General features: G+C 67.1%; 29 protein-coding genes. 3 read left to right on the top strand and 26 right to left on the bottom strand.

The window, feature by feature from the left end; genetic code table 11:
* Positions 1-5: 5 nt before the first annotated feature.
* The 4 genes from ACX82Z_RS14125 to ACX82Z_RS14110 form a co-directional block, all read right to left on the bottom strand.
* Complete coding sequence (locus tag ACX82Z_RS14125) at positions 6-272, bottom strand: helix-turn-helix transcriptional regulator (protein ID WP_459589625.1); 267 nt, start codon at positions 270-272, stop codon at positions 6-8.
* Between the two features lie 136 nt (positions 273-408).
* Positions 409-942: a DUF2285 domain-containing protein gene (locus ACX82Z_RS14120; RefSeq protein ID WP_459589623.1), complete on the bottom strand. Its 534-nt coding sequence runs from the start codon at positions 940-942 to the stop codon at positions 409-411.
* Complete coding sequence (locus ACX82Z_RS14115; protein ID WP_459589621.1) at positions 902-1,225, bottom strand: transcriptional regulator domain-containing protein; 324 nt, start codon at positions 1,223-1,225, stop codon at positions 902-904. The genes ACX82Z_RS14120 and ACX82Z_RS14115 overlap by 41 nt, the downstream gene beginning before the upstream one ends.
* Before the next feature lie 155 nt (positions 1,226-1,380).
* Positions 1,381-1,644 (bottom strand): DNA -binding domain-containing protein, encoded by a 264-nt coding sequence (locus tag ACX82Z_RS14110; protein WP_459589620.1) that lies wholly within the window; start codon positions 1,642-1,644, stop codon positions 1,381-1,383.
* A 228-nt stretch (positions 1,645-1,872) separates the two neighbouring features.
* On the opposite strand from ACX82Z_RS14110, the gene ACX82Z_RS14105 reads away from it, so the two are divergent.
* Complete coding sequence (locus tag ACX82Z_RS14105) at positions 1,873-2,088, top strand: helix-turn-helix domain-containing protein (protein WP_459589618.1); 216 nt, start codon at positions 1,873-1,875, stop codon at positions 2,086-2,088.
* A 9-nt stretch (positions 2,089-2,097) separates the two neighbouring features.
* Here the strand turns inward: ACX82Z_RS14105 and ACX82Z_RS14100 are convergent, their stop codons facing one another.
* The 3 genes from ACX82Z_RS14100 to ACX82Z_RS14090 form a co-directional block, all read right to left on the bottom strand.
* Positions 2,098-2,265 carry a hypothetical protein gene (locus ACX82Z_RS14100; RefSeq protein ID WP_404933624.1) on the bottom strand — a complete coding sequence of 56 codons (168 nt, stop codon included), beginning with the start codon at positions 2,263-2,265 and terminating at the stop codon, positions 2,098-2,100.
* A gap of 455 nt (positions 2,266-2,720) precedes the next feature.
* Entirely contained in the window at positions 2,721-3,122 is a 402-nt protein-coding gene (locus ACX82Z_RS14095) for a single-stranded DNA-binding protein (RefSeq protein ID WP_126006724.1), read from the bottom strand.
* A gap of 507 nt (positions 3,123-3,629) precedes the next feature.
* Positions 3,630-3,758, bottom strand: coding sequence for a hypothetical protein (locus ACX82Z_RS14090; protein ID WP_459589616.1), 129 nt, complete (start codon positions 3,756-3,758; stop codon positions 3,630-3,632).
* Between the two features lie 82 nt (positions 3,759-3,840).
* Between ACX82Z_RS14090 and ACX82Z_RS14085 the strand changes: the two genes are divergently transcribed.
* Positions 3,841-5,160 (top strand): hypothetical protein, encoded by a 1,320-nt coding sequence (locus tag ACX82Z_RS14085; RefSeq protein ID WP_459589614.1) that lies wholly within the window; start codon positions 3,841-3,843, stop codon positions 5,158-5,160.
* Positions 5,161-5,253: 93 nt separating this feature from the next.
* Here the strand turns inward: ACX82Z_RS14085 and ACX82Z_RS14080 are convergent, their stop codons facing one another.
* The 11 genes from ACX82Z_RS14080 to ACX82Z_RS14030 form a co-directional block, all read right to left on the bottom strand.
* Positions 5,254-5,670 carry a hypothetical protein gene (locus ACX82Z_RS14080; protein WP_459589612.1) on the bottom strand — a complete coding sequence of 139 codons (417 nt, stop codon included), beginning with the start codon at positions 5,668-5,670 and terminating at the stop codon, positions 5,254-5,256.
* A 163-nt stretch (positions 5,671-5,833) separates the two neighbouring features.
* On the bottom strand, positions 5,834-6,775 hold the full coding sequence (locus ACX82Z_RS14075; RefSeq protein ID WP_459589610.1) for a DUF2493 domain-containing protein: 942 nt from the start codon (positions 6,773-6,775) through the stop codon (positions 5,834-5,836).
* A gap of 315 nt (positions 6,776-7,090) precedes the next feature.
* Positions 7,091-8,131 (bottom strand): DUF7146 domain-containing protein, encoded by a 1,041-nt coding sequence (locus ACX82Z_RS14070; RefSeq protein WP_459589609.1) that lies wholly within the window; start codon positions 8,129-8,131, stop codon positions 7,091-7,093.
* Positions 8,131-12,480: a strawberry notch-like NTP hydrolase domain-containing protein gene (locus ACX82Z_RS14065; protein WP_459911798.1), complete on the bottom strand. Its 4,350-nt coding sequence runs from the start codon at positions 12,478-12,480 to the stop codon at positions 8,131-8,133. The genes ACX82Z_RS14070 and ACX82Z_RS14065 overlap by 1 nt, the downstream gene beginning before the upstream one ends.
* A 146-nt stretch (positions 12,481-12,626) precedes the next feature.
* Entirely contained in the window at positions 12,627-13,271 is a 645-nt protein-coding gene (locus ACX82Z_RS14060; protein ID WP_459589608.1) for an antitoxin of toxin-antitoxin stability system, read from the bottom strand.
* Positions 13,264-13,677: a hypothetical protein gene (locus tag ACX82Z_RS14055; protein WP_459589606.1), complete on the bottom strand. Its 414-nt coding sequence runs from the start codon at positions 13,675-13,677 to the stop codon at positions 13,264-13,266. The genes ACX82Z_RS14060 and ACX82Z_RS14055 overlap by 8 nt, the downstream gene beginning before the upstream one ends.
* Before the next feature lie 69 nt (positions 13,678-13,746).
* A complete protein-coding gene (locus tag ACX82Z_RS14050) occupies positions 13,747-13,944 on the bottom strand; it encodes a hypothetical protein (RefSeq protein ID WP_173187349.1) in 198 nt (65 codons plus the stop codon).
* A complete protein-coding gene (locus ACX82Z_RS14045) occupies positions 13,944-14,204 on the bottom strand; it encodes a DUF6117 family protein (RefSeq protein ID WP_459589605.1) in 261 nt (86 codons plus the stop codon). The genes ACX82Z_RS14050 and ACX82Z_RS14045 overlap by 1 nt, the downstream gene beginning before the upstream one ends.
* Positions 14,205-14,290: 86 nt before the next feature.
* The gene (locus tag ACX82Z_RS14040; protein ID WP_459589604.1) at positions 14,291-16,447 is read right to left on the bottom strand and encodes a ParB/RepB/Spo0J family partition protein; all 2,157 of its coding nucleotides are present in this window, start codon (positions 16,445-16,447) and stop codon (positions 14,291-14,293) included.
* 125 nt (positions 16,448-16,572) lie between these two features.
* A complete protein-coding gene (locus ACX82Z_RS14035) occupies positions 16,573-16,914 on the bottom strand; it encodes a hypothetical protein (protein ID WP_459589602.1) in 342 nt (113 codons plus the stop codon).
* Complete coding sequence (locus ACX82Z_RS14030; protein WP_459589600.1) at positions 16,911-17,873, bottom strand: ArdC family protein; 963 nt, start codon at positions 17,871-17,873, stop codon at positions 16,911-16,913. The genes ACX82Z_RS14035 and ACX82Z_RS14030 overlap by 4 nt, the downstream gene beginning before the upstream one ends.
* Before the next feature lie 533 nt (positions 17,874-18,406).
* Here ACX82Z_RS14030 and ACX82Z_RS14025 point away from each other — a divergent pair.
* A complete protein-coding gene (locus ACX82Z_RS14025) occupies positions 18,407-19,696 on the top strand; it encodes an integrase arm-type DNA-binding domain-containing protein (RefSeq protein ID WP_459589598.1) in 1,290 nt (429 codons plus the stop codon).
* Between the two features lie 30 nt (positions 19,697-19,726).
* Here the strand turns inward: ACX82Z_RS14025 and ACX82Z_RS14020 are convergent, their stop codons facing one another.
* The 8 genes from ACX82Z_RS14020 to trbK-alt all read right to left on the bottom strand — a co-directional run bounded on the left by ACX82Z_RS14020 (position 19,727) and on the right by trbK-alt (position 25,200).
* A complete protein-coding gene (locus ACX82Z_RS14020; protein ID WP_024586568.1) occupies positions 19,727-20,008 on the bottom strand; it encodes a type II toxin-antitoxin system RelE family toxin in 282 nt (93 codons plus the stop codon).
* Positions 19,998-20,243, bottom strand: coding sequence for a type II toxin-antitoxin system Phd/YefM family antitoxin (locus ACX82Z_RS14015; RefSeq protein WP_024586567.1), 246 nt, complete (start codon positions 20,241-20,243; stop codon positions 19,998-20,000). The genes ACX82Z_RS14020 and ACX82Z_RS14015 overlap by 11 nt, the downstream gene beginning before the upstream one ends.
* A 129-nt stretch (positions 20,244-20,372) precedes the next feature.
* Entirely contained in the window at positions 20,373-20,615 is a 243-nt protein-coding gene (locus tag ACX82Z_RS14010) for a DUF2274 domain-containing protein (RefSeq protein WP_024586566.1), read from the bottom strand.
* Positions 20,612-21,841, bottom strand: coding sequence for a TraB/TrbI/VirB10 family type IV secretion system protein (locus tag ACX82Z_RS14005; RefSeq protein ID WP_024586565.1), 1,230 nt, complete (start codon positions 21,839-21,841; stop codon positions 20,612-20,614). Before ACX82Z_RS14005 ends, ACX82Z_RS14010 begins: the two co-directional genes overlap by 4 nt.
* Positions 21,838-22,878, bottom strand: a complete 1,041-nt coding sequence (gene trbG / locus ACX82Z_RS14000; RefSeq protein ID WP_024586564.1) for a P-type conjugative transfer protein TrbG — start codon at positions 22,876-22,878, stop codon at positions 21,838-21,840. Before trbG ends, ACX82Z_RS14005 begins: the two co-directional genes overlap by 4 nt.
* Entirely contained in the window at positions 22,875-23,564 is a 690-nt protein-coding gene (gene trbF / locus ACX82Z_RS13995; RefSeq protein ID WP_024586563.1) for a conjugal transfer protein TrbF, read from the bottom strand. The genes trbG and trbF overlap by 4 nt, the downstream gene beginning before the upstream one ends.
* Positions 23,561-24,934: a P-type conjugative transfer protein TrbL gene (trbL, locus tag ACX82Z_RS13990; RefSeq protein WP_459589594.1), complete on the bottom strand. Its 1,374-nt coding sequence runs from the start codon at positions 24,932-24,934 to the stop codon at positions 23,561-23,563. The genes trbF and trbL overlap by 4 nt, the downstream gene beginning before the upstream one ends.
* Positions 24,931-25,200 carry a putative entry exclusion protein TrbK-alt gene (trbK-alt, locus tag ACX82Z_RS13985; RefSeq protein WP_024586561.1) on the bottom strand — a complete coding sequence of 90 codons (270 nt, stop codon included), beginning with the start codon at positions 25,198-25,200 and terminating at the stop codon, positions 24,931-24,933. Before trbK-alt ends, trbL begins: the two co-directional genes overlap by 4 nt.
* Position 25,201: the final 1 nt, after the last annotated feature.

Genomic DNA, 25,201 nt, shown 5'->3' with positions numbered 1-25,201 from the left:
GGTCGTTAGCGGGTCGCGTCGGTTGCGCCCGCGTCCCGAGGAGCGGGAGGGCTCGGCGTCGCCGGCTCGGAGGTTGATTGGCGGGCGCTCGCGTCGATCCAAGCTTGCAGGTCGGCGACGGCGTAGACCACACGGCCGCCGAGCTTGTGGTAGATCGGTCCGGTCCCGTCGCAGCGGTGCTTTTCCAGCGTGCGGGGAGACAGGTCGAGGAGGCGCGCCGCCTCCGGGGTGCGCACGAAGCGCGGCCAATTGCTGTCGGTGATGGTGTCCATGATCGGCCTCCGTCGCGGCCGCCGTGAGAACGGCGAGTCAGGTGCGACGATGGCGAAAAATCAGCGGTCCAACGGAGTGACAAAAATCGGGGGGCTTAGGAGAAGTGTCCCCCCTTCGCGCCGCCCTGCCGGCGAGTCAGTCCCGACCGCGTTCTCGGCCGCCGCGCGATCCCTGCGGGGTGAGCCAGCGCAGATAGCCGCTTTCGATCTGGCGGCGCGCGGCCGCGAGGATACGTGCGAGCCGTCGGCGCTCCGGCGCGTTCTGCCAGTCGACGGCACGCATCGTCTCGACGGTCCGGTTAAGCAGGACGGCGGCGACGATGCGGCGGGAGGCACCAGATTCCACGCCGTCCGATGCCCGCAGCATCAGCGCAGCCCGACGAATCTGGAATGCTGAAAGCCGTTGCTGGCGCGGCCAGGGACCGGACCGATTTCCGTCGAGGCGCCGCTTCAGGCGGCCCGCATTGCGGTGACGCCACCAGAAATGCTCGTCGAGCGGAAGGAAGATTCCTGCGGCGGCCGGCTTGTCGCCATACTGGAGCCAGAGCCGGTGATCTCCGGCCTGGTCTTCGGCCACGACATGGAGGCCTTCGCCGGCCAGCTCGCCCAGCACGGGGAGCGCGCGCGGATCAGGAAGCGAAGAAGCTGCAAAGCCTTCGGGGGCAGCCATGACAATGAGCACGGCAGGGAAGATTCGAGGCAGCCAGACGGGTCGAGCGGTCAACGCCGATGCAGAAGGGTCCGCCGGGAAAGGCCAGCCCCCAGCGGCGGGACAGGCGCGCTATCGCGTTCTCCTTGTCCGCGCCGCCGGAGGCGACCCTTGCCAGCGTGTCGGCATAGTCCTGCCGGTATTCGCGGTTGCGACGAAGAAACTCGAACGAAACACCGCCACGATCGAGACAAGCCAGACGTTCCTCGAACTGCGGTGATCGCCAGTCGTGCAGCGGCTCCATGACGAAATCCTCCCCGCCCGGTCGTTGCCATCGAGATGATTCGAGTATTGGGGCGGTCGGAAGATCGGGAAGTCGCAAAATCAGAATATGAATCTCGACCTGGGTGAGTAATCCAGGGTTGTGGCATCATCAAGGGTGCAGCGACGGGCTTAGGGTCATTGCATGCGCGGTTGCAGCAGGTGCTTGTATCCTTTTTCGGTCATCCAGCGTGCGCGGGCGAGATGGCTGTCGTGCATCTGCTTCGCGCGTTCGGGATCGGCATCGACGTCGAGCCCGAACACGATTCTGGCGACCTCTCGCCAGTCGGCACCTTCCTCGGCAGCATCGAGCAGGCGCAGATACGCTGCGAGATGGGCTTCGTCATAGGCATTCACCCTGTCGGTCAGCGGAGGGCTGTCCTTGAAGGGGGATTTGCTCATCGTCGTGTCCTTACTTCCTCGCGGATGTAGTTCACAAATACGTCATCGCTTCGAGGTGCAATAGAAGTTCCGCGACTGGCATCGAAGATTTTGGGAATGCTTCCATTCCGCGATTCGACAGAAAGTCGAGGAGCTGCGACGCATTTGATCTTCGCGCATATGGTTGACCATATCGAATCGGAACGATCGTTCCTAGAACGATAATTCCGGTTCTGGTTCCGATGCGTCATGGACCTCAAAGAGGTCATGGCGATCAACATGCGTCGGCTGCGCCATGACAAGGATATGACGCAGGAAGACGTGGCTGAGCGCTCGGGGCTGAGTGCTCGCTATATCGGCTCGATCGAACGCGGCAAGGTTTCGGCGAGCGTGAGCATTCTCGGAAAGGTGGCGGACGCGCTCGACGTCGATCCGTGCGAGCTGATCCGCGTGTCGAGACCCTGACGTTCGCCCTCAAGGGGCGAACGGGTCGATCTCGCGGATGATGGCGTCGTCGTCGCCGTCATATTCGGCGGCGGGCATGGCGCCGACCGTGCCGTCGCCGGCGCGGAAGATGACGATCGTGACCAGCAGGGTGGCGGCGAGGCTGAAGGCGAAGGCTTGTGCGTCTGGAAGGGACATTGCTGCGGCTCCTGATCTGGAGCGGGGGCGATCCCCGCTCGACAGGCGCCCGATGCGTTTCGGCCGCGGCCGCGATCACCGCCGGGGCGAAGCCCTCGGCGGCGGCATGCTCCGCATAGTCCGACCCATTGGGGTTGATCGTGGAAGGCCGCGACTGGAACCAAGGTAAGCCTCGAAGAGCGAGGTGGCATTCCTCCCCACGGAGCTGCATGTCCTCGCGCAGATGCGCTGGGGGCCTCGGCCTCGCCTCCGTGCTAGGCTCGGGCATTCGCGCGGGTGTGGCACGCCGACGATGCCTGCCGACCACCCGGCAGCGGATCGGCGGCGGATATGCTCAGGCCGGGACAGGGTGAGAAGTCGAGTGAGCGTTGCGTAAAGGCTCGAAGCCGGACCGCGAGGTTTCTGGCCGCGAACAAAAAGAAGGCCCGGCGGCTTTCGCCGCCGGACTCTCGACTCTAGAACGGGATCTCGTCGTCGGGATCGTTGGCGCCGCGGCTGTCGTCCTCCCGCTTCGGCCAGCTCAGGAAGTCCACCGTCTCGGCGATGATCTCCGTGCTGTAGCGCTCGACACCCTCCCGGTCGGTCCACTTCGTGTAGTGGATGCGGCCACGGACCAGCACCTTCATGCCCTTCTGGCAATGCTGCTCGACCGTCTTGCCGAGGCCGTTGAAACAGGTGATGCGGTGCCATTCGGTCTCCTGGACCCGGTAGCCGTCCTTGTCCCGCAGAACCTTGCCTTCCGCGTAGCGGGGGCGCGAGGTGGCCAGGGTGAAGTGGACGATGCGGGTGTTGTTGATGGTGGTGCGGCCCTCGGGGTCCTGACCGATGTTGCCGGCGAGAATGACGATGTTCTGCATGGTAGTTCTCCGTTGCTTCAATCGGAGGGACCGTCCCTCCGACGAGACCCGGCCACGGTCGCCGGGAGCCGGCAGCAACCCTGAAGGCCCGGAGTGGGGCGGGCAGGCGCTTCGCGCCAACACGGTCCGGAGCCGCGGGGGTTGAGGGCGGAAACCGCTCGGCCGTAGGGGATCAGTCAGTCGGAGGGCATGTCCTTCCGCGAACGCATCACGGAGAACCCGCAGAATCTTCCTCCTTGCTGGCCCGGCCATCGGTCGCGGCCTCGAATCCGCGCCATCTCGGGAAACAGCGCGATCACCGCGCCTGCCTCAAGCGCAAGCCGATCTCGGATTGCAGATGAGGGGAAGCGCCGGCACCGGCTTCCGGACGAATTGGCGCCGTTACCATTTCCGAGGCCACGGCGATGGATCGTGCGCGTCTGAAGGGATGAAGCATGGTTCCAACTCGCCGCCCTGCCAATCCACGCTGGGCCGACAGCCAGAATGTCGGGAGCACTACACCCGCGATCACGCTGATCGGGGGCGTCCGACGCCCGCCAGATGCGGAGCCGGCGATGCGGAGCGGATACCGGCGGCCAGCCCGTCATGAAGGAGGTTCGCAGAGCTGATGAAGATGCCCTTGAGGTCCGTCATCATGGGAGCGGCCGATTGCATCGCCGATCAGCCATTTTTGATTTCATCGGAAAGTGCGATGATAACGTAGCTGGAGGGAAAGACCTTGGGTAAGGAAGCAGAGGAGGCACCTGAAGCGATACGGCTTGCTGTCGCCGACCTTTGGTGCGCGGCATGCCGAACGGAGGAAGAAGCTTACAGCTCGGCAGCATTTCGGTTGCTTGAGAGCAATTGCGCTTCGATCTATCCGGACATTAGCGGTTCTCGGCTCCCGAAGCGTCCTTCCGGTGATTCATCGCGAAAGGAACTGCGGACGGCACTCGAAAACTTCTTCCGCTGGGATGAGGCACCTTGGCATCCAGGCAGCCTGCAAACTGCCGACAACACAGCACGGAGGCTGCATCGGGCTTTCTTGGTCGAGGAAGTGACGCGATTCCATTACGCGCCCCTCGATCGCCTCGATCTGGAAGATTTAAGTCAGCGGCCGCACCAAAGCGTGGAGAATGTGCGTTTCGGGACGAACGAGATCGCCCTTCTCAGACGCGGGGAACTCGGTCGGCGCGTGCGGCATGATGCGCTAAAACGCTTCGGCCGTTGGCAGCAATTTCCCGTCGAAAGATTGGATGGGTTCTATTGGCTTGTCACGAGCGAGTCCGAGACGGCTGGAGCCCTATGGGAACGCACCTGGCTCGGCGTGCTTCACAAGCGATGGGATGAAATCGGCAAGGTTCCAGTGTTCGAGCCGACGTTTCCGTCCCCTGTGGAGGACGCGCTATTTGTGCTGCTTTTGTGTCTTAGTAAGGAGTCGACTGACGGCTCTTGGGAACCGTTTGACGTTCCCTGGGTCTATTCGTTCTCCGACGATCCGTTCGCCGACGCGCCGCGCGCGCCCGACGCGGCGGCTCTGACTTGGACCCTCATCGGTCATTCGGACGAGGAGATCGAGGTTCCCGATCGGTCGGAGTCCTTCGAGCTTGGTCAAAAACAACTCGACATACTCGAACAGCGATGGCGGATGCTTCAAAAGGTGCTTGCAAAGCGAGGCACAGAGAGAGCGATCTTGCATCCGCTTACCAAGCACTTCTTCGTCAAAGCTCTCTCGGAAGAAGGGATCGACGAGATCGTTGCGAACATAAGCTGTATCGAGGCGACCTTGATGCTCAGGGAACATCGCGGCCGCGAGAAGATGACGCGCAGATACAGACGTCTCGTTGATGACGACACCGAAGCGGACTGGCTGGAGCGCGGTTACACGTTGAGAGACGAGTATCTGCACAGTCTCGGCCATCCGAATGCGACGATCTCGCGGGATGACCTTGGGCACATTCGGCTAAGCGTTGCCAGGGCGGTGGAGCGGTATCTTGATCTGATTGACGAGAAGGCTGAGTTGAATCGGGAGGAACTGCTCCATTCTCTGGAAGCGTGAGTGTCGGGCTCGCGTGACCCATCGGCGTCGACCATGTGAACCATTTCCCGATAGCGATCTGATCAAGGCCGCCCGGAGAGGCGATAGAAGGCTTCAGCGCAGCGTGAAGGCGGCGGCGTGAGCGCTGATGTTCAGCAGCGCGGCGATGCCGACGAACAGGCCGCCGGTGCCGCAGAGAAGATTGAGCGCGACAGTCGACTCGATGACGTTGTGGGCAACGCCATGCACGACCGCATAGCCGGCGAGCGCAGCGGGCGCGGCGAACAGCACGAGGACGGGGAGACGCAGAAGGGGTGCCCGCACGAAGGCGAGGACGGCGGCGGCGACCACGACGGAAAGCCCGGCCGCGCCGAGGGCGGCGACAAGGGACATGGCGACGCTCGCATCGCTGGCATAGACGTAGCGGAAGGCGGCAAGCCCGACCATGAAGGGCAGCGCGTAAATCGCGAAGTTGAAGGCGATGACGCAGAGCGCGATCGACAGCGAGACGGCGAGCAGGATGAGGGTCATGGAAGCCTCCGGATGATCGGTTCAAGGATCACGACAGGCTGTCTGACGATACGCTCCGCCTGCGACTTTGCTTCTGTGCCGGTGCTGCGAGGATGCACGGATTTGACCCCTTTTGCTGGCGATCGTCAAGCGAAGGCGGCTGAAACCGCCTGAGAGGCGGCGCCTAAGCGCCGCCTCGATCGCGGAAATCATAGACGTTGATGCCGAGCTTCCTCGCCTTGTCGGCAAGGTTGCCCTGGATGCCGCCGCCGGGAAACACGATGACGCCGATGGGAAGCGTTTCGAGCACCGCGTCGTTGCGCTTGAAGGGCGCCTGCTTCGCCGGATACTTGGCGAAGTCGGGCGGGAACGGAACGGTCGGCACCTTGCGGTTCGCCGCCCATCTGTCGGCGATCAGGTCGGTGCCTGTCTTGGCGCCGCCATGCAGGAGGACCATCTGCGGATACTTGGCGTGAACCTTGTCGAGCACGCTCCAGATGAGATCGTGGTCGTTGAAGGTGCTGGCGCCGGAGACCGCGATCCTCGGCCCGGCCGGGACCAGCACCTCGGCGTCCGCCCTGCGGCGTGCGGCGAGGAAGTCGCGGCTGTCGACCAGCGCGGAGGTCAGGTTGCGATGGTTGACCATCGAGCCGGAACGCGGCCGCCAGCCCGATCCGGTGTGGCGCTCGTAGTGCTCGGCGGCCTGGTCGCGCATCAGCTCGAAGGCGTCGCGCCGCTCGATCATGGTCTGGCCCTCGGCCGTGAGGCGCTCCAGCTCGACGGCCTTGATCTCGGTGCCGTCCTGTTCCCGCTGAAGGCGGCGCTGCGCCTGCTCGTTGTCGTCCAGCGCCCGCTCGATCCGCTGGACGGTGCGATGGAAGAGATTGACGGTCGACCAGAGAAGCTCGTCGAGATCGGGTTCGAGGCGGGTGTCGCCAAGGGTGGCGATCAGGGCGTCGAAGATGTCCGCGACGGCTCCGGCCACCATGTTGCCCTCGGGCAGCGGCCTCGGATCGGGCTCGTCCTCGAAGGGACGCCAGCCATAGAGCTGAAGTTCGGTGATGAGGTGGTCGGTGGGGGATGAGGCGTGCTGCGGCTCGAAACCGTCGTCCTGTTCGCTTCTCATCTGCGTGGTCTCCTTCGTCGGTCCGACCGCGACCCTCGCGGCCTTCATGGCGTCGGAAGCCTACAAGCGGGCCGGACTGGCAGCCCTCGCTCGCGAGGGCCTTGATGGCCAAGGCGGGCGATTTTGCTTCGCGATGCAAAGGCGGCTTTGCCGCCGGCGGAAAATCGTCGGCTGCCGCCATTGCCTGTCCGGACCGCTTGTGGGCTCGATCGCCCTCTAGGAAGGCCGGGTTGCGGTCCTCGCCGACGATCGGTGGAGCCCGCGCGCAAGCGAACCGGGGACGGCGGTGCCGCCGCCCGCTCCATCACCGATCTGCTACGCCGCCACCGCCATGAAGCGGCCGGCGTCCTCATGGACGAGCTGGGGCCGGATCAGCGCCCGCAGGGCTTCGGAGCCGTGAAGGCGCAGATCCTCGTTGAAGTCCTCGAGACGCGGCGACAGCACCACCGCCTCGATCCCGGCGCTCGTCGCGCGCTCGACCAGCCGATCGCGCGCCGCGTTGCCGGCCTGATCGCGGTCGCGCAGGACATAGAGCCGCCGCAGCGTCGCCGGGAACAGGATGGCCGCGAGATGGGCGGCCGAGGTCGCGGCGATCATCGGCATGCCGGGCAGCACCATGCGGGGCGACAGCACCGTCTCGATGCCTTCGCCGGCCGCAAGCACGTCGTCCGCCATGCCGAAGCGGATGCCGTGTCCGAGCAGATCGCCCATCGCCCGCCTCGGCGTGTCGACGGCGGCCTTGCCGGAACCGTTCGCTGCGAGCCAGGTGCGGTGCGCCCCGGTCAGCCGGCCGTCGAGGTCGGTGACGGTGGCGATCAACGCCGGCAAGGTCATTCTGGGGCTGCGCTCGTCGGGACGGTAATAGCATCGCGGATGGAACCACAGGCTGGTGATGCCGGACAGGTCCGTGATGCCCCGCTCGCGCAGATAGGTCTGCGCGAGCGTGCCACGGATCGGTCGCGACATGGCGACCAGACGCCGTGCCGCTTCGGGGGAGCCTGCCGCGCGGCGGCCCGGCTCGCCGGCGAGCGTGCCGGTGTCCGGCTCCGGACGGGGCTCGTTGAGGAAGCGCCGGGCTTCGTCGGCAATATCCCTGAAGTCGACGAGGCCGAGGCTTTCGCGGACAATATCGAGCATGTCGCCATGCTCGCCGGTGGCGGCATCGGTCCAGTGGCCGGCTGGTCCCTTGGCTGAGCTGCGCAGCCGGACATACATGGATCGGCCGGGCAGATTGCGTGCGTCCCCGACCAGCCAGTAATTGCCCTCGCGCCGTCCGTTGGACAGGTAATGGCGGCAGGCCGCCTCGGCATGGAGACCGAGACGGCGGGCAAGCTCCGAAGCGTCGAGACGGGGCATTACGCGGCCTCCCGTTCGCTGATGCGCTCGACCGACCATCGGTCGAGCAGCTTCGCCAGCACCGCGACCCCGCTCGCGTCCGTGGGAACGAACATGCGCAGTTTCCACGAGATGATCTCGTGGAACAAGCCGTAGGCGGACAAGCGTTCGCGCATCGTGTCGGTGAAGCCGGACAGCTCGATGCGGTACGCGCCCATGACGCGGACGCGGCGAAGCTGGAGACCATCGTCGAGGTCGATGATGGTCCGTCCCTCCATGAGCGCCGCGAATGCGTCCTCGGCCGACAGCGAGACCGATCCGGTCGTCACGGCGTTCGCCGACCATGCAGGCGAAACCCTGCGGCCGATGATGCGCTCGCCGTCATCGGTCTGAAGCCGGTAGACGCGCGAGGACTCGTTGGGCAGGCGTCGCCAGATCGGCAGTAGCAGGCCGGTGACGATGTGGATTGTGGACTCGGAGAACTCCGGCACCTCGGCCACCTCGGCATTCCAGACCGATGCGAAGGCGTTGCGCTCCGCCTCGACCCAATGGCTTCCGACCATCGCACCGTACGGGATGGTGTGCGCCTCCATCGGCCGGATCAGGCGGACGCGGTACTGGACATCGCCATCGTCGGTCATCACGGACGGGGCACGGACCTGGACCGCGGCGCGGCCGGAGCGCTCGTTGACCAGCAGCTTCGCGCGCGGGTCAAGGAGATGGTCGAGCGCGGCATCGAGCGTGACCGGCCGGTTTCGCCTGCGCTCGGAGATGGTGAGCAGCCGGGTCTCGGCGCCGGTGCCGGGGTGCGTGTAGATCGTCTCCCGGCCGGTGACGACGAAGCTCTCCGCGCTCAGCGTCTCCAAGCCGGCATCGTAGCTGCCCGACGCTATGGCGCCTTCGATCCGCGCGTTCAGCAATCCCTCGAAGGCGGTGAAGATGATGCCCTGCATGTCGATGGTGAGCGCCAGGAGGCGGTTGAGGAAGGTCGAGATGCCCGGCAGCTCGTCCTTGATGCCGGTGGAGTCGACCAGCTTCAGGCCGGTCGACGCCTCGAACGTCCCCAGCGAGCAGCCCTCGACCTTGCCGCGCACGATCAGCATGTAGAGCTGGCGCAGCGCATCGCGGGCATAGTGCGATTCCAGATTGTCCTCGGGACGGAACAGGCCCTGACCGCCCGTCTGCCTCTGGCCGCGCGTGATCGCGCCCAGCGTGTCGAGCCGGCGCGCGATGGTCGAGAGAAACCGCTTCTCGGCCTTGACGTTGGTGGCGATCGGCCGGAACAGCGGCGGCTGCGCCTGGTTGGTCCGGTGCGTGCGGCCGAGACCCTGGATGGCGGCGTCGGCCTTCCAGCCGGGTTCGAGCAGGTAGTGGACGCGCAGGCGCGTGTTCCGGGCCGACAGCTCGGCGTGATACGACCTGCCGGTCCCGCCCGCGTCGCTGAACACCAGCACGCGCTTCTGGTCGTCCATGAAGGCGGCGGTGTCGGCAAGGTTGGCCGAGCCGGCGCGCGTCTCGACGACGAGGCGGTCCGTGCCGCCATTACTCGTCCTGCGGACGATGCGGCGCGATCGGCCGGTGACTTCGGCCACCATGTCGGTGCCGAAGCGCTGGACGATCTGGTCGAGCGCGCCGGGGACCGGGGGAAGGCTGGCAAGCTTGGCGATCAGGGCATCGCGCCGGGCGACGGCCTCGCGGCTTTCGACGGGCTGGCCGTCGCGCGTGACCGGCCGCGACGACAGCCTGCCCTCCGAGTCGGTGAACGGCTCGTAGAGCTGCACCGGGAAGGAGTGGCGAAGGTAGTCGAGGACGTATTCCCTCGGCGTGATGTCGACGCGGACGTCGTTCCATTCCTCCGTGGGAAGCTCGGCCAGCCTGCGCTCCATCAGCGCCTCGCCGGTCGAGACGATCTGCACCACGGCGGCATGGCCCGCCTCCAGATCGCGCTCGATCGAGCGGATCAGGGTGGGCGTCTTCATGCTGGTGAGCAGATGGCCGAAGAAGCGCTGCTTGGCGCTCTCGAATGCGGACCTTGCGGCGGACTTCGCCTGCTTGTTCAGCGTGCCGGAACCGCCTTCGCTGCCGCCGGTGATGTTGGCGGCCTGCATGGCGGCGTCGAGGTTGTTGTGGATGATCGCGAACGCGCCGGCATAGGCGTCGTAGATGCGGGTCTGCTCGGGCGTCAGCTCGTGCTCGACCAGCTCGTATTCCACGCCGTTGAAGGAGAGCGAGCGCGCGGTGTAGAGGCCGAGCGCGCGCAGATCGCGCGCCAGCACCTCCATCGCCGCGACGCCGCCGGCCTCGATCGCCTCGACGAACTCGGCCCGCGTCGAGAACGGAAAATCCTCGCCGCCCCACAGGCCGAGCCGCTGGGCATAGGCGAGATTGTGAACCGTGGTGGCGCCGGTCGCCGACACATAGACGACGCGGGCATCGGCAAGCGCATGCTGGAGGCGAAGCCCGGCGCGACCCTGCTGGGAGGGGGCGGCATCGCCGCGCTCGCCCTTGCCGCCGACCGCGTTCTGAAGCGCGTTGCATTCGTCGAAGATGACGACGCCATCCCAATCGGCGCCGAGCCAGTCCACGATCTGCTGGACGCGCGACGCCTTCTCGCCGCGTTCCTCGGTCCGCAAGGTGGCGTAGGTCGTGAAGAGGATGCCTTCGGGCAGCGTGATCGGCTTGCCCTGCGGGAAGCGCGACTGCGGCGTAATCAGCAGGCGCTCCATGCCGAGCGCCGACCAGTCGCGCTGCGCGTCTTCCAGCAGCTTGTCCGACTTCGAGATCCACAGCGCCTTGCGGCGGCCTCTCATCCAGTTGTCGAGGATGATGCTCGCGGATTCGCGGCCCTTCCCGACGCCGGTGCCGTCGCCGATCATGAAGCCGCGCCGGAAGCGGACCGCGCCCGTCGCGTCGTCCGGGGCGGCCTTCACGACGTCGAAGGTCTCGTCGACCGCCCACGATCCGGCGAGATAATCGGAATGGGCCTCGCCGGCATAGATCAGGGTTTCGAGCTGGGCGTCCGAGAGGAGGTCGTGGATGTTGCCCGGCAGGCGCGGCCGGTAGCTCGGCTTCGGCGGCGCGACGGACGCCATCGCCGCCGACTGCACCAGCTTCGTCGGATGGGGCTGCGCGCCGGGGATGCGGATCGACTGGAGCGCGTATTCCTCATAGATGGAATCCGTGATGCCGGCGCTCCCGGCATCCTGGCGGTCGATGGTCTCGTAGCTGAGGTCGACGCCCTCCGGCTCGGCCAAGGACTTCCTCGACGCGGCCTTCGCTGCGCGGGCGAGATAGCCGCGCACGGTTCGGGGCGCGGGCGTGGCGGCGACCGGAACCGCGACGGAGGGATCGACCGGCAGGCGGGCCGGCACATGCTCGGCCACCCAGCCCATCAGCGTCGTCGCGTCGGGCGCGATGCCGGGCGACGCGGGAAAGACGGACGGATCGTCGGCCGGCTGCTTGTCGATGACGGTAAGCCGCGTCGGGAACGTCGTGCCATGCTTGGCATAGACCGCGCCGTCGATGGCGGCCGTGAACACCACGCGGCCGCGCTCCTGCAGACCGGCATAAGCTGAAGCCCATTCGGGCGCGTCGGGTGCGAAGTTCGCGCCGGTGATGGTCACGAGGCGGCCGCCGGGAGCGAGCCGCGCCAGCGCAGAGGCGACATGGCGGAATGCCGCGTCCGCCATCCGCGTCTCGACATGCGCCATGACGGAGAATGGCGGGTTCATCAGCACCACGGTCGGCGTCACGGCCAGATCGAGGTGATCGTCGATCTGGGCCGCGTCGAAGCGGGTGACGGACAGGGCCGGAAAGAGGGTGGAAAGGAGCGAGGCGCGGGTCTCGGCCAGTTCGTTGAGGACGAGCGTGCCTCCGGCGGTCTCGGCCAGGATGGCGAGCAGGCCGGTGCCGGCCGAAGGCTCCAGCACGCGGTCGGCCGGCGTGATCGCGGCCGCGGTGGCCGCGACCAGGCCGAGCGGGATCGGCGTCGAGAACTGCTGGAAGGACTGCGCCTCCTCGGAGCGGCGCGTGTGGGTCGGCATCAGCGCCGCGATGCGTCCCAGCAGCGGCAGGCTCGCAGCGGGAGAGCCGCCCTTGCGGAGCAGCACCTTGCCGAACCGGCGCAAGAACAGCACCGTGGCCGCCTCGCAGGCTTCGTAGGCGGTCTTCCAGTTCCAGGCGCCCGCCGCGTCGGAGCCGCCGAAGGCGGTTTCCATCGCGTGGCGCAATGCCGGAGCGTCGATGCGCTGCCCGCGTTCGAGATGGGGGAGAAGGAGCTGCGCGGCCGCGAGGATGGCGGCGGCGGTGTCGGGCTCGGAGGCGAGCGGGATCGGCGCGGCCGCGGTAGCGGCCACGGTAGCGGGCATCATGTTCATAGGGGAGCCTCAAGGAGAGCGGGAATGGGACGAGCCGGCCGGCGCTCTCTCTCGACCGCACCGGCTCGAACCCGTCCCGGCCTTCCTCTGCCTCTCGGGCCACCGGGACCGACAAGCGCGCGCGATCCACTGAAGGCGGATCAGCCGAAGCGGTGGCCCGACGCGGTGAAGGTGTATTCGTTCGCGACAATGGCCTCGTCGACCACCTCGTCGGACGACAGAAACTCATACTCATGCTCAAGCTGGCGGTAGAGCCAGCGGGCGAGATCGCGAAGCGCCTCGGTCACGGCGTCCTCGGCATCGGCGGTCATGTCCTGATAGACAGGGCTGTCGCGTTCCACCGAGATGACCATGCAGTATTCATGGTAGTAGCGGCCGCGATGGCTGATGCCGGCATTGAGCTGGTAGAAGTTGCGGCGCTGGACGGCATGAAGCGCATCCGCGATCCGGTGAAGCTCGGCATCCTTCGGCGCGTAGTCGCGAATCTTGCGGGGTGCGCCCTTGGCGTGGCTGTAGCTTCCCTCGAAGGACGCGCCGTCGCCCTGGCTCCAGAAGCCGGAGAAGAAGATGTACGGCTTTTGCCGCGAGCCGCCGCCGTAGAGGTGGACGGTGCGGGTCCGGAGCCGGACACCGACAATCTCGCAGACACGCTCGAAATCGTCGAAGGTGAACTCGTGCCAGTCGTGGTCGAACGCTCCTTCGCGATACCAGGCGCGGGCCTTGTCCTTCGCGGCGTCGGACAGTTCGTTGAGGCGGTAGACGGTGGTTTCGACGATCTCAGGCATCGCGCTCGCTCCCCTCGGGATCGCGGGCGGCGGCCATGATCGCTTCGGCCTTGGCGATTGCCGAAACGGCACGTCGCCGCCAGAGCGCGAGTTCGGGCGCTGCCGGATCGGCGGCGGCGAACAACTTGAGGAGGCCGAGCAGCACCTCGAAATGCCGGGCCTTCCGGCGTATGGTGTCGCCATATTGAGAGGGCACCAGCAGGCTGGGCGCCGAGTGGGGAGCGCCGGTTCCTTCCCAGATGCCGCTGACGAAGGTTTCGCCGGGGGTGTCGTGGGAAATCTTGCGGATCGACCAATCCTTATCTTCCACCGCCAGCCGACACGCCTCGTCGACGGTTTCGGCTTCGTAGCTGCGAAGACGGTAGACCGGCACGTCATGCGCGGTCTCGATGGTGAAGGTGGGCATGGATGCCTCCTGAAACGAAAAAGCCCGGCGCGAGGCCGGGCGGGGTTGGGAGAAAGCTCGGGAGCCGCGTCAGTGCCGGGTTCGCATGAAGGCGCGCTGGATCTCCGCATGGCGTCGAAGCATGGCGCAGTAGAACATCCTGCGGAGCAGCCGCCGGCACGGATCGGCGCGCACTTCGGGCGGCAGATACTTTGCCGCCGCCCGGACCACGGCTCGTCCGGTATCGAGCGGGCTGACGCCGAGATCGGGATAGTGCGACTGCAACATCACCGGCCTCCGTCATCGCGCGGCAGGAAGCCGGCCGGATCGTCCGGGTCGGGCGGAAGATAGGCGTCGTAGGGATTGCCATCGGCCAGATGGCCGAACGGCGTGAAGACGCAATCGCCGCCGTCGCGGCCGACAGCGCAGATGACGTAGCGCAGGGCGCCGGTCGCGGCGTCCTGGCACTCCATCAGAGCGAGGTTGCCTTCGCCCGCTGCCCTCAGCAGCGTGTTGAAGTTGGTGCGGGCATCGTCGGGAATCGCCATCGTGATCTCCTGAAAACGAGAACGGCCCGGCGCATGGCCGGGCCGGGAGTGAAGGAAGGAACGGAGCGGCCGAGGCCGCCCCGCGACTATTCCGCGGCGACCAGGTGCTCGGGATCGTCCTCGGTGCCGGCCGCCACTTCGTCCTCGTCATCGGCGAGGAAGGCGGGCAGCGCCTCGCCGTCGGCCTCCGTGCCGGCGTCAAGCTCGGGCTCGACGTCGAGCGGGCGAAGCGACTTGGGCAGCCAGCCGGTGTCGGCCAGCAGCCGCTCGGCTTCCTCCGCCATGTCGTCCTTCTTCAGATGGGCGATCAGGTCGGCCGCGCGATCGCCTGCACCTTCGCGGACGGCTTCGAGGATGCGGGTCTTCGGAACGCGGCCGAGATAGTTCTCGACCGTGGGCCGGAAGCCCGCCTCGATCATGTCGAGGCCGGTGGTGCGGGCAAGGCGGTCGGCCTCCGCCCTGCGAAGATCGAGACCGTGATGCGAGATGCCGCTTGCGCTGATCGGGTTCGGCCGCTCGTAGAGCGCGTTGACGCCGAAGCTGACGCAATGGGCGAGCAGCGCCAGGCGGCTGGCCTCGTCGAGCACGGCGAGCCAGTCCCAGAGCGCGTCGTCGTCGGACGGAAGGTCCGACTTCCAGCCGTCGTGCCGGTCCTTGACGGACTTCGCATAGGGGCTGTCCTTGAGGTCCGGTCCCTGCTCGCGGAAATAGACCTCACGGACGGAGGCCCCGACCGCCGCGCCGGTGGTGGAGCGCCCGAACGTGTCGCGCACCAGCTTGTGCAGCAGCGCCGTGAGCGCGACATGCGGGCTGGCGCCCAGCGCGTCGCGCAGGGCGAGCGTGCGATGCGCGGTCAGCTCGGCCACCAGCTTTTCCGACAGCGGGCGGATCACGTCTTCCTCGTCCTCCGCCGGTTCGGCCGGCTCGCCGCCGATGGTGATGACGGTCCGCATGACGCGCGGCTCCTCGGAGCCGTCGCCATTCGCGTTGGCGCCTTCGGCCTCCGGCGCATTGCCGTCGATCGCCGCGGCCGGCTCGTCCTCGGGCCGGACATAGCCGCGATCGACGACGAGATCGCCATCGGAATCGACCGAGATGAAGACGCCGGCGATGGCGATCTCGGCCCGGTCGTAGACGGCCGGGCGGCTCTCGAAGGCGTCCAGCGCCGCCTCGATCTCCGTGAGCCGCTGGTGCGTCTCGTCGGGCAGCTCGTCGCAGCCGTCATGCTCGGCCATCAGCGCGTCGTACTCGTCGCGCAGCGTCTCGCGCTGCTTGCGCTCCTTGCGCGTGAGTTCGGGCAAGGTGCCAGCGAGCGGACGAAGGCCCCGTTCATGGCCGAGGGGAAGGTCGAGGCTGACGGTGATCCACTTCCAGCCCTCGGCGGCCACCTCGTCGGCGACGGTCCTGAGCTTTTCGGCCACCAGCCTGTCGAGCAGAGGCACGTCGTCGAGCCAGCCGCCATCCTCCTCGTCGAACAGGTAGCGGGGCAGCACCGGGCCGCCCGCCGCGACATAGGCGTCGATTCCGACGAACAGGGCGCGCTTGTCGGAGGCCGGAACGCTGGTCTCCGTGAGCATCTTGCGGACGTGCCAGGGCTCGCGGTAGTGCGACTGCCGCACCGCATCCCAAACCTGCTCCTGGCGGGCGTGATCGGGATTGGCGGTGAAGGTTTCCAGCAGCGCGAGCGTCATGCCGTTTTCGGCATAGACCTCAAGCAGCTTCGGCGAGACCTCGGCAAGCGCAAGACGCTGCTCGACATAGCGCTCGGTGGTGAAGTAGGCGGTGGCGACCTCCGCATAGGACATGCCGCCATCGACCATGCGCTTGAAGGCCCGGAACTGATCAAGCGGGTGCAGCGCCAGCCGGAACGTGTTCTCGGCCAGCGAGTCGTCCACGGCCGACGTCCTGGGATCGGCCTTCTTGACGATGCAGGGGATCAGCCCGTCCTCGGGGAAACGCCCCGCCTTGACGAGCCGGGCGATCGACCTGTAGCGGCGGCCGCCCGCCGGCGTCTCGAAATCGCCGGTCTCGTTGCCGTCCGCATCGAGGATGGCGCGGACATTGAGGCCCTGCACGAGATCCTCGCGGCGCTCGATGTCGAAGGTGAGTTCGTCCAGGCCGGCTTCGACGTCGACCTCGCGGACATTGCTGTCCGAGAGCCTGATCCGGTTGAACGGAATATCGCGCGCCTGCGAGAAGACGATCATCGGGGCGGCGGACTTCTTCCTGGCAGCTCTTGCCATCGTGGTTTCTCCACGACGGGCGCGGAGAGCCTCTCTCTCCGCTTCCAACCCGTCACGGAAACCCCGGCCCCTCTCTTCCTCTCGGCTGCGCCGGCACAGGCCAGCGCAGCCATCGGCCCGGACGGTCACAACGCGAACTGCCGGGGCCGCTCGTCGTTGAAGCGGTATTTGCAGCGCAGCGCCTCGATGGCGCCGTTCTGCCGCTCGGCCTTGCGGCGAAGCCTCTCAAGCTCGGCCTGCGCGGCTTCGGTCATGCGGTCGAGGACGCGCCGGTATTCGGCTTCGTCCGCGCCGGTCCAGCGGCTCATCCGCCGGTGATACCAGCGCGACTTCGGACGCCGCCTGATGGTCTCGGCCTCCGCGCCGTCGCAAAGCCGGCGCTCGACAAGGGCGAGATTGTGCCGGGTCTGCGCCAGGCTCTCCTCCATGCGGGCGAGCGCCTTGCGCAGTTGCGCGTAGGTCATCATGCCGCCCTCCTGTCGATCGAGGAGACGGCATCAACGTCGGGCTGCTGATCGGCCGGGAGGAAGGAGAGCAGCCAGTCGGCTGCCTTGCTGGCCTGCGACGCGGCGCGGAAGATGGCGCGGTTGTCCTCGCGCATCGTGTCGATCCACGCCCCGATATAGTCCGCATGCCGCACCGTGGGCTTGATGCCGAGCGCCGCGCAGCAAAACGCGCTCGAAAGCTCGGCCACGCATTCCTCGATGAAATACTTCTTCGAGCCGAAGGAGCCGCCGAGATCGCGGGCGAGACGCGAGTGATGGCCGCTGGCGTGCGACAGCTCATGCAGGGCCGTGCGATGCCAATTGATCGGCTCGAAGAAGGCGGCCGGCGGCGGCACGACCACATAGTCGAGGGCAGGAACGTAGAACGCCTTGTTGCCGCTAATGCGGAAGTCGATGCCAGTGGCCTTGATGAGCGCCTCCACCGTGGGCTCGATCTGGCCGGGCGGCGGGGGCGGCAAGGCGACGGTGACGTCTTCGGGAAGGTTCTCGCATTGCGCCGTGTTGAACACGGTGAAGCGCTTCAGGAAGGGGATCGCGTGGGCTTCCTCGCCGGTCTCCTGCGCGCGCTTCTTTTCCTCGTCGGGGATGAAGCGGTCGGCGTAGACGACCGTGGTGCCGCGCTCGCCCTTGCGGACATTGCCGCCGAGCGAGAGCGCCTGGCGGAAGGTGAGCCAGCCCTGGCCGGGGAAGCCGCGCTCGACCACGGCGCCCCAGAGCAGGAGGATGTTGATGCCGGAATAGTGCCGGCCGGTGGCGACGTTCTTCGGCAGGCCGAGAAGCGCGCCGGCCTCGGGCGTGCCCCAGGGCTGCACCCAGGGCACGCGGCCCGCCTCCAGCTCGGCGATGATCTTGTCGGTGATGTCGTCGTAGAGGCTCGTCCGGTCCGAGCCGGCGCGAGCGCTGCGGTCATGTCTGGCCATCGGGATTTCTCCGCGACGGGCCTCGGGAGCCTCTCTCCCGATCCCAGCCCGTCACGGCAAACCCGGCCTGCCTCTCACTCTAAGGGGGCGTTGCGGGGGTCTCCCCGCAGAAGGGGGTGCGCCGGCAACGACGTGCGGGCCAGGGGGAAGGCTTTCCCCCACAAATGCCAGCAAATCCCACCACGACCGCGCCAGAAAGGGCGGAACGCCAGCCATTACCGGCTTAAACACCGGCTTAATTTTCAGATTTAAGCCGGTGTCCAACGGCTGCCGGCCGATATTTGTAAGAGATTTCAGTGAGTTGAATGGCGCGCCCGAAAGGATTCGAACCTCTGACCCCCAGATTCGTAGTATGTTTTTTGCCATATTGGCATGTCCGACGCGCTACGTCACCACACTTTTCGACTTGACACAAGATATTGATTTTGCTACTATTCTTCGTAGATGGTCGTGCTTTGGCGTAGTTTCACCGTGATGACTCCCGCCGGACACTTCCCCAGACTAAACCCAGACTAAAAATTGGGAGGCCCGAAATGGCCGACAACCGGCAGCTTCTCACCGACAAGGCGATTGCACGCCTGCCCTATGCCACCGACAAGCAATACAAGGTCCGCGACACCGAGCTTCCCGGCTTCTTCGTGCTCGTCGGAAAGAAGAAGAAGACCTTCATGGCGCAGGGGGAGTTCTGGCGCGATGGCGTCCGGGAGTTCGCCGCGCAGGTGAAGCTCGGCGAGTGCGGGGACGTGACGACGCGCGAGGCGCGCAGCAAGGCGAAGGTGGAGATCGGCTCCATCGCGCGGGGCGAGCGGCCGGGAGAGGACCAGAAGATCAAGCCGGGCGCCGTGACGCTGCGCAGGGCTTGGGAGCGGTATCGGGACGGGCACATGGTCCGCAAGGGCCGCGATGCGCGCACGATCGAGAACTACCGCGACCACATGGAGCGGCTGTTCGAGGATTGGTTGGACAAGCCGCTCGCCAGGCTCGGCCGGCAGCCGAAGCTCGTCGCCGAGCGGCATGACAAGATCAGCCGGGAGAACGGCCCCTATATCGCCAATGGCGCGATGCGGAGCCTGCGGGCGGTCTATAACCATGCACGGAAGACCAATCTCGATCTTCCGCCGATCAACCCGGTGACGGCGATCGACTGGAACACCGAGCAGCGGCGCGACACCGGCATGGGCACCGGCGACATGGCATCGTGGTTCGCGGAGCTGACGGCGCTCACGAATCCGATCCGCCGCGAGTTCCACCTGATGACGCTGCTGAGCGGCTCGCGGCCGACCGCGCTGAAGAACGTGCGGATCGAGCATATCGACTTCCGCAGCCGGCTGCTGCACATCCCGAAGCCGAAGGGCGGCGTGAAGAAGGCGTTCGACATACCCCTGTCGCGGCCGATGATCCGCTGCATCCTGCGGGCGATGCGCGCTGGCCGCATCCTCTATCCCGACCAGGCCGAGTTCTGGCTGTTCCCGGCCGACAGCGACAGCGGACACCTGATCGAGCACAAGGAAGAGCGGGACGTTCTGTCGAAGTGGGGCAACGACCTTCGCCAGAGCTATCGCACGCTGGCGCAGGCGGCCGGCGTGTCGGAGCTGGACATCCATCTCCTGATGAACCACTCGCTGCCCGGCGTGAACGCGGGCTACATCACGCGCGACAGCCTGCTGCGCGACCATCTGCGCAAGCAGCAGGAGCGAATCTCGAAGGTCATCATCGACAGCGCCAACGGCAGGGACGAGGGACCGGATCTCGGCTGGCTCCACAACGCGAAGGTGGCCGCCCTGCTGGTTCTGCCGGAGGAGGAGTTGAAGGAGGCTGCCTAAGCGGCCGGCGGGCTTGGGGCGCGTCGCCCGTCAACGCTTTCTCGCCGCTTCGTAGACTTCCGAGCGCTCGCGCTTGCCGACCGCCACCACGACCACCGTGATCCTTTCTTCCTCGACGCGGTAGACGAGGCGGTAGCCGGCCGAGCGCAGCTTGATCTTGTAGTGGTCGGCCAGGCCGCGCAGCGCGTCCGGCTGCACGCGGGGGCGTTCAAGACGCTCGGCCAGCTTGTTCTTGAACTGCTGGCGCAGCGTCGCGCCGAGCTTGTCCCATTCCTTCCGCGCGGACGGCAGGAACTCCAGCCTATAGGTCATCGAGGCTGACCGGCACGCCCTTCTCGCCAGCGCGCGCCTTCGCGATCTCGACAAGCGCCTGGTCGTCGAGCGCGTCCATCATCGCCTCATAGGTGCCGGCCGGCACCATATAGGCCATGACCCGGTTGTGGTTCAGGATCGCGATCGCGTTGCCGCGCGCGCCGTCGACGATGGCGCTCGGATTCTTCTTAAGGTCGGAGACGCTCACGGCAATCTCGGCTTCGACGCGCTGCATGGCTTTGTCCTCGACTGACGGCACCGAAATTAGGACCGATTCCGGTCCCGAATTTCGACCTATATAGTGCATCGCCACGGTCCATGCCAGAGGGTCATTGCCTTGTTCGGCCTGCGGCATCGGTCGGACCTACCGCGACGTGCCGGTCAAGCCGGGATCATTGCGCGCCTTCCGGAACACCTTGTCGGTGGCCATGAAGCGCTGGTGCATGGGCGCGACCAGCTTGGCCGGATCGGGCGGCGTCTTCTCGCCGTTGGACCTGGCGAGGATCTCGGCATAGGCGACGAGATCGCGATGCACGGCGGCCGGCAGCTCGACGGTCATCTTGACCGGCCGGTCGTCGGGGATGGAGGACAGCTTCAGCTTGGTCATGACGGCTCCCTCGCAGCGCCGTAAGGCTGCATCACAAGATCGCGCTGGACGATCACGCGGACGGGCAAGCCCGGCCGCACCGTGAGCGTCGGCTGGATGTTGAGCTGGCGGCGCACGATCTGCTGGCCGATGTCGGAGGCGCTGTCCTGGGCGCTCTCGCGGATGGCGCGGGCGATCTCGCTCTCATTGTCGATCGCGAGCTGGGTGCCGATGCCGAGAAGGGTGGAGAGCGCGGCCGCGCGGAAGAGCTGGCCCCAATGATTGTTCACCTGATCCTCAAGGCCGGAGAATCCCTGCGGGTCCGTTCCGGGAAGGCGCTCCAGTACGATGGACGTGCCGTCCGGCATGACGATGCGGTTCCAGACCAGCAGCACGCGGCGCTGGCCGAATGCGACTTGGCTGTCGTACTGGCCGATCAGGCGCGCGCCCTGCGGGATCAGCAGATGCGATCCTGTCGGGCTGTCATAGACGTGTTCCGTGATCTGCGCCGTGACCTGGCCCGGAAGGTCGGAGCGGATGCCGGTGATGAGGGCGGCCGGAATGACGGCGCCGGCCTGCACGACATAGGGCGAGGCTTTCTCCTGCACGCGGTCGGTGCTGACGGTGCGGCGGTCGGTCTCGGCATTGACGAAGGCGAGCTTGCGGTCCTGCATGTTCTGGGCTGCGCCTGGATCGAGCGGCGGCGGCTCGGCCGGAATGGTCAGGCCGGACAGCGGATCGACGGCCGCGGGCCTCGCCGCGCTGCCCAGGCCGTCCGTGATGCGCTCGCCGCGGCTGTCGGTGAACAGCCTTGCGGTGCGGGCGGCCTCGATCTCGGCGAGGCGGCGCTGCTCCTCGGGGTCGGCCTGCGGAGTCTGGATGGTCGGCGGCGCGACAGGCTGGCCGCGCTCCTGAGCGCGGCGGATCGGCCGTCCGAGGTCGCCGGGCAGCGCCGGCCCCAGCTCCGGCACGTCCGGACGCGGCAGGCCGGTATAGTCGCGCGGCAGGCTCTGCAAGCCGTCCGCCGTCGAGCGGTTCTCGGTGCTGTAGAGTTCCGATGACTGCTGGCCGCCGCGCCGATTCGAGTCGAGCGCCCAGATCAACGCGCCCATGACCGCGATCGCGCTGACGCCGCCGAGGCCGATCAGCACCTTGCGGGACAGCCGCGTGACGCGCGGCGGCTCCGGCCGCAGGCGCAGCTCGGCGCGAATATCGCCGCCGGGAGACGGATTGGCAGCGTCGGTCATCGCGCTTCTCCCGCAGCGAAGATCGCGGGCCGCCGCGCGGCCGGCCTGCCGTCCGTGCGGACGATGCGGACGCGGCGCTGCGAGTCCTTGTCGCCCAGGCGCAGTTCGGCGGCGGCGAACAGCCGGTCGACGACATAGTAGTTCTGGCGGGCGCGGTAGTTGACCAGCTCGGAATTGCCGGACGGGCCGATCACGAAGAGCGGCGGCATCTCGCCCTGGGCGATGCCGGTCGCGAACTCGATATAGACCTTGGAGCCGTCGTCGAAGGCGCGCAGCGGCTTCCACGGCGCCGAGTCGCCCTCGATGCGGTAGCGGAAGTTGAGCTTCGAGATGTCGACGCCGGAGGCGACGGGCTGCGCCTCAGACGCCCGCGCGTTCTGCCGCCGCAGCGCGATGAGCTGGTCCTGCGGATATTGCCAGGACACGGAGGCCATGTAGGTCGAGGGCGTGGAGCGCAGCTCCATATGATAGGTGCGGCGGTCGGTGTTGATGACGAGGTTGGTCTGGAGGTCCGGCCGCGTCGGCTTGACGAGGATGTGGACCTGCCTGCGATCGCCGGCCCCGCTTTCGGTGTCCCCGATGATCCATCGCACGGTGTCGCCGGCCGCGACGGGGCCGGAGCCGACGAGTTGCTCGCCTGGCTGCAAGGCTATGTCCGTGACCTGGCCGGGCGCGGCATAGACCTGATAGAGCGCGCCCGCCGAGTATGGATAGACCTGAACGGCGTTGATGAAGCCGTCTCGGACGGGCTGCATGCGAGCCGCCTCGTTCGCCTGCGTGATGCGCTGGCGCGGATCGGCCGGCTCCGGCTTCGCGGCCGCGCCGTCCACCGGCTTGAGCTGGCCGGGAAGCGGCAGCGGCTTCGGCAGCTCGACTACCTGAACAGGCCCGACCGGATCAGCGGTGAGAACGGCGGGCGCTGCGTCGTCATAGTTGATCTCGGGCGGGATGTATTTCCTCGCACAGCCGGCGAGCGCAGCCGCCGACACCAGCACGACCAGCGGCAGCGAACTTCTTCTCCTGTAGGCCCCCTTCATGATCCCATCTCCCTCGACCAGTTGATTGCGTTGACGTAGACCCCCAGCGGATTCGCCCGCAGGCGTTCGGGGGTGCGCGGCTGCTGGATCACCGTGGTCAGGATCGCGGTCCAACGCTCGGTTCCAGCGAGCTGGCCGTTCTCGTAGCGGCGCTCTGTCCAGGCGATGCGGAAGGAGTCCGGCGAGGCGCGGATGACCGACGAGATCTCCACGGCAACCTGCTGACGGCCGACGCGCGTGAACGGATCGTTGGCGCGGGCGTAATCGTTCAGCGCGATGGCGCCGCGATCGGTGGTGTATTCGTAGGCGCGAAGCCAGTTCTGCCGCACGATGATCGGATCGGCCGGAAGGCTCCTGACTTGCTCGATGAAACGGCCGAGATGCCATGCGATCTGAGGATCGGTCGGCCGATAGTCGGCCACGGCCGAGGCCACGGCCTGCGCCTCGCCGAAGCGGTCGATCTGCACCACCCAGGGCACGACGGTCCCGCGCGTCGACTGCCAGACAAGTGCTGCGGCGAAGCCGCCGGCGAGCAGCAGCGAACCGAAGGCCATCAGCCGCCAGTTCTTCGCCTGCACGCGCGCCGAGCCGAGCCGCTCGTCCCATGCTTGTGCCGCCTTCTGGTAGGGCGTTTCGGGTTCGGGCGTGCGCGCGTAGCGCACCGACGGTCGTTTGAAGAGGTTCATCTGCGGTCGTCCTGCTGGAGAGAGACGTTCATGGAGCCGCCGCCGGAATCGCCGGAGCGGACGGCATGGGCGGCTGCGGTCGCGCCGTGGCTCATGGTCTGGCCGCGCTTCATGCGCGCGGCCCAGGCCGGTTGCTCGGACGCCGTGGAGGCGGCAGCGGCGGCGCTGCCCGCCCCGGCCGCCATGCCGGCGACGGGCGATTGACCGCCGGTGGCGGTCCATGCGCCGGCATGGCCGGAGCGATAGCTGGAACGCAGCGCACCGGCGGCACGCGACATGGCCTGACGGGCGGGCTGGGCGGCGGCCGATGCGCCGGCCCTGGCGACGCCGCCGAGACCGGCGGCGACGGCGCCCATGCCGCTCTGGCCGGAGGCGGAGGCGGCCAGCCCGTAGGCGGTGGAGGTGCTGCCGGCGAGATGCGCGCCGCCGCGCGCTGCGGCGGCCGACATGCGCCCGCCCGCGCCGATTGCAGCCGCACCGCCGCCTGCGGCGGCACGCGCGCCCATGTAGCCCGCCGCTCCCATTCCGGCCACGGCCAGGCCGGTTCCGACAGCCGCGCCGGCGCTGAGTTGCGGTGCGCCGGAAACAAGGCCGGTGGCGATGCCGGGACCGAAGATCGAGAGGCCCATCAGCGCCAGCGCGCCGAGCGCCAGCGACATGGCGTCGGTGATGGTGGGCTCATCCGGGAAGCCGGAGGTGAACTCTCCGAACAGGCCGGAGCCGATGCCGACGATCACCGCAAGGACGAGGATTTTGACGCCGGAGGCGACGATGTTGCCGAGCACCTTTTCCGCGAGGAAGGCGGTCTTGCCGAACAACGCGAAGGGGATCAGCACGAAGCCGGCGAGCGTCGTCAGCTTGAACTCGATCAGGGTGACGAAGATCTGGACGGCGAGGACGAAGAAGGCGACCAACACGATCGCCCAGGCGATCATCAGCACGACGATCTGGATCAGGTTCTCGAAGAAGGAGAGATAGCCCATGAGGTCGCCGGCTGCCTCGAGGATGGGCGTGCCGGCGTCGATGCCGACCTGGGCGACGCGGCCGGGCTGGAGAAGCTCCGTACCGGAGAGTGAGCCGCCGCCGGCCTGAAGGCCGAGGTCGGAGAAGCTCTCGAAGACGATGTTGGCGAGCCAGTTGAAGTTGCCGATGATGAAGGCGAAGAAGCCGATATAGAGCGTCTTCTTGATGAGCCGCTGAAGCACGTCCTCGTCGGCACCCCAGGCCCAGAACAGGCCGGCGAGCGTGATGTCGATCACGATCAGCGTGGTGGTGAGGAACGCGATCTCGCCGCCGAGCAGGCCGAAGCCGGAGTCGATGTAGCTGGTGAAAACGCTGAGGAAGCGGTCGATGACGCCGACGTCGTTCATGGCCGGTCTCGCTCCTCGCGCGTGCCGAGGAAGCGCCGACGATGCTCGGCCCATGCCTTCTGGCAGGCTGCATCGTCGGCGGCCGCCATGCCGAGGTCGCGGCAGCGAACAAGCGCGGCACTGGCGGGCTCGCCGCCCGGATCACGGAGGCGGGTGGCGGGGGCGTCATCCTCCGAGCCTGCCTCGCGCAGCGCAGCGACGGCAGCAATCATGGCTGCGCCGATGGCGAGGACGGCGATCATCCGGGCGGCGATCTTCAGGTCCATC

It is taken from the genome of Aliihoeflea sp. PC F10.4 (assembly GCF_054612275.1).
This window is presented reverse-complemented; position numbering and strand designations above follow the sequence as displayed.